The organism is Anaerophaga thermohalophila str. Valhall (assembly GCF_000250735.1).
GTDB classification, from domain to species: domain Bacteria; phylum Bacteroidota; class Bacteroidia; order Bacteroidales; family Marinilabiliaceae; genus Anaerophaga; species Anaerophaga thermohalophila_A.
Window position 1 is genome coordinate 1 of sequence record NZ_AHZV01000263.1, and the last position, 3,175, is coordinate 3,175.

3 protein-coding genes are annotated in these 3,175 nt (G+C 43.2%); all 3 read right to left on the bottom strand.

The genetic code is table 11. The annotated features are described in order from the left end of the window. Window positions 1-36: 36 nt before the first annotated feature. The gene (locus tag OQ5_RS0114175; RefSeq protein ID WP_255297552.1) at window positions 37-1,470 is read right to left on the bottom strand and encodes a 4Fe-4S dicluster domain-containing protein; all 1,434 of its coding nucleotides are present in this window, start codon (window positions 1,468-1,470) and stop codon (window positions 37-39) included. Beyond that, the gene (locus OQ5_RS24790) at window positions 1,443-1,646 is read right to left on the bottom strand and encodes a hypothetical protein (protein WP_016778122.1); all 204 of its coding nucleotides are present in this window, start codon (window positions 1,644-1,646) and stop codon (window positions 1,443-1,445) included. The genes OQ5_RS0114175 and OQ5_RS24790 overlap by 28 nt, the downstream gene beginning before the upstream one ends. A 163-nt stretch (window positions 1,647-1,809) precedes the next feature. Beyond that, window positions 1,810-2,667, bottom strand: coding sequence for a DUF362 domain-containing protein (locus OQ5_RS21185; RefSeq protein ID WP_255297553.1), 858 nt, complete (start codon window positions 2,665-2,667; stop codon window positions 1,810-1,812). Between the last annotated feature and the right edge of the window lie 508 nt (window positions 2,668-3,175).

The window sequence follows — 3,175 nt, forward strand, 5'->3', positions numbered from 1 at the left end:
AGGCTTTTTTAACAAGCTTATTGCCCTTACCTGTCATCAGAACGGGAAATCTTCATCAATATCAACTTTTTGTTTTTCACTTGCTTGTGGTTTATCAGCTTTTTGGTGAACCGCATTACCGTTTACATAAATGGCTTTAAATGGTTCCGGTACGGGGCATGGATACTCACAGGCCCCGCAGCCAATGCAAATGGATTGATCTACTTCGGGGATGCGTAAGCCGTCTTTATATGGCACCATCTGAACAGCCTTTGTCGGGCAATGTTCCGAGCAGGCTCCGCAGACTGTTCCATCGGTGTAAACAATGCAGTTCTGTTTCACAAAAACGGCCTTGCCCATCTGGGTAACTTGTTTTTCTTCTAAAGGCAGAGGCAGAATTGCACCGGTTGGACAGACCTCACCGCATTTGTTGCAATCGTAATTGCAGAAGTAGGTTGTATAGTCCATGTGCGGCTGCATGAAACCATTGAGTCCGTATTCGGTGAGAGCCGGTTGCAAAACGCCCGTAGGACATGCTGCTACACAGAGGGAGCAGCCGGTACAAATATCGTTAAAGCGCTTTATGTTTCCTGCACCTGGGGGAGCTACGGGATGGTCTTTCTTGTTTTTGAGGAGATTCTTCTGATTTTCAGGAAGCTTTTCTTTTTTCAGAGCATAAATTCTGCTCCCTGTTAAAAGTGCAAGCCCTGTTATCAACAATTTCCTGCGTGTGTTATGCTTTGTGGTGGGATTATCGTCTTTTTCGGCTAAGGGGCGTACACTTTCAAGTCTCTGTACTTTACCCGTGGGTCGGAATGAGAGGGCCGACTCTGGACAAACATCCAGACAGTTGAAGCACGAAACGCATCTGGTATGGTCTACAGCATAATTCCTGATATCAATACATTCACTTTTGCAGACAGCGGCACATTTGCCACATCTGGTACAGGTGTTCTGATCAAATTGCACCTTAAGAAATGAAAAGCGTGAAACTTCTCCGAGCAATGTACCTACCGGACAGATAGTGTTACAGAAGAGTCTGCCACGTTTCCATGCAAAATAACCAATCGCCACGATGATCACAAAAGCCAGAATTGCCGGAAGAATGTGAGCAACCATCAGGTTTTTATGGTATACAGAATAAATTTCGAAGTTCTGAAGAACGGGCGCAAGAATTCCATTATTAAACCAAACGGCCAATGGTTTAAACAGATAAGTAAAAACCCTTCCCGCAATGCTGTACGGATCAAGCCAGGTAACAATCCACCCGGCTCCGAAGGCTACAGCCAACACCATAATGCCCAAAAACGTGTACCGCATTACGGGATGCGGCTTTTTGTATTTAAAGAAACGCCTTTTCTTTGTGTGCCACCGCGAAATACGATTAATGACATCCTGAAGTATGCCAAGCGGACAAATGGTGGAACAATAGAGGCGCCCGGTAAGAAGTGTCAGCAGCAATACTAAAACAAAGCCACCTGCTGTTGCCAATGAAAAAACGGCCAAAAAAATAGCAAAAAAGAAGGAACAAACTGCACATAAAGTATGGTATCGAATGTATTATTCGGTATCCATTCGTAAAGATCAATAAATAAAATAAAAGTCAGCAACAGCACAGCCATGGCTATGATGATCCGACCTTTCTTTAACAATTTGTATAAGGTCATAGCGTTAATCAAATTTCAGGATAAATGTGAAACCGGTACTTGCCATATTCTCGAATAATCGCTTAATAGATAAGTATTTACGAATATTCGGAAGAATTGAGTTTATCCCATTTTGATCCTTTTGATCGCAAGTTGATCCAGGGCCATTGAGCCCAGGCCCATTTCATTTGCAATTCTGATGTGCTTTTATGTTTTCGGGTTTTTCGCCAAACATCATGGTGGCTGCAGCATCTACTGCAACGATGTCTTTGCCTGCAATAAGAGCCCTGAGATCAACAACGTCCGATACGGATACACCACGTGGACCGTTCCGGGTCAGCATCCTGTAACCGTCTATTATATTCAGGTCGGGTTTGCGATAAGTCAGAAAATCTGCAATACATTGGCTCAGATCGTTGCCATGGTAATAACCGCGATCCCAAACCACTCCCATCAGGTTCTTCATTGCGAGCGATACCGTTGTAGAACCATGATGTTTGAGAATCGGAACATTGATAAAAACATCGGCCTCCAATAGTTCGCGATGTACTTTTGTACTTTTCAATCGCCGGCCGTTAGGGACCGATACTTCGCGGTAGAACGATTCATTATTGCCGGGAATTACTTTCGCTCCGGCTGTTCTTGCTGCGTCTTCCAGCTTACTGTTCCGGTAACAACGGTCCCATTGGTCGCAGGTGTGATCAAAGACCACCACTTCCGAGGCGCCGGCGTCTAAACAGCTTTTAATGATGCGCGACACCAGCTCGGGATTTGTATTTGCGGCCCTTTCGGGTGGAACATCCCAGCCTATATTGGGTTTTACCAATACTTTTTGTCCGGATTTGACAAATTTATCCATGCCGCCAAGCGCTTCCATCGCTTTTGCAAACATATCGGGGGCTTCGCCACCTCTCACGGCTGCCAGATCGTACTGACCTTCCTCTGCAGTCAGACCAACGGCATTCAAGCCTCCAAAATTGGGAATCAATGCTCCGGCCAGTCCCAGGCCTGCGCTTTTCATTAAGAAATCTCTTCTTTTCATAAGGCCTCCTTGTGATTGTTTCTGGAAAGTTACCTCTGTGTTTCTGTTTCAAAAGGCTCTTTCCGGATTAAAATTTTTGGATAAATTTTGGGTTGGACAAAATGGCAATTTCCCCATATCCTGCGGAGGGATGCCACTTTCATTTTTGAGTATATTCAAATACGGGTGATGTGATTAAATATATGTAAAAATCACCATATTTTGAACCCTAAATATATGAATAAGATGTGATTTTTCATCAGCAACCTGTTAATTTAGAGTTGGTTTAAATTAACCTGCTTTATTCATAAGTTTTCGTCATGAGATGTCCAAATATCAAAAAACGCAAGCAACCGCAGACAAATTTGATGCAGGAAATAGTGAACTATTTTCAAATCAAATTTGATGAGGACGCTTGTGTTTTGCCGATAGTTGAGCATCGTAATAGATAATTTATGAATAATGCAGGTTAAATAAGCAACTTATCCTGATTATTTTTTCATATTATGAGTGCGGTATAAAAAGCATA

Coding starts and splice junctions, on each gene's coding strand:
- OQ5_RS24790 (WP_016778122.1), bottom strand. CDS start 1,646: ATGACCTTATACAAATTGTTAAAGAAAGGTCGGATCATCATAGCCATG.
- OQ5_RS21185 (WP_255297553.1), bottom strand. CDS start 2,667: ATGAAAAGAAGAGATTTCTTAATGAAAAGCGCAGGCCTGGGACTGGCC.